Raw genomic sequence first — 236 nt, 5'->3', positions numbered from 1 at the left:
CCATATGCTACAAAATTTTCATCACTTGGGTATAACAAGCCATTAGCAGCGCGTTTCATGGTGATATCTTGTGAACGAATACCTTTAGCCATGAATGGGCTTAACGTTTTGGTCGCAAAATTACTCAGGTTGTCGTTAAAGCTAAGTCCGCTAATATCATCGTATAAAGTAAATGGCGCGGTTGGGCTAATAAACAGATTGTGGTTTAATTTACTGTCTAGTGGCACTGCTGAACG

The 236-nt window shown here is 40.3% G+C and carries 1 protein-coding gene; it reads right to left on the bottom strand.

Going from position 1 to position 236, the window contains the following annotated elements:
* On the bottom strand, positions 1-236 hold a 236-nt coding region (locus AAEY75_RS17095), incomplete at both ends, for a hypothetical protein (RefSeq protein ID WP_352260381.1).

This window comes from Psychrobacter sp. TB55-MNA-CIBAN-0194 (assembly GCF_040309505.1).
Taxonomy (GTDB): domain Bacteria; phylum Pseudomonadota; class Gammaproteobacteria; order Pseudomonadales; family Moraxellaceae; genus Psychrobacter; species Psychrobacter fozii.
This window is presented reverse-complemented; position numbering and strand designations above follow the sequence as displayed.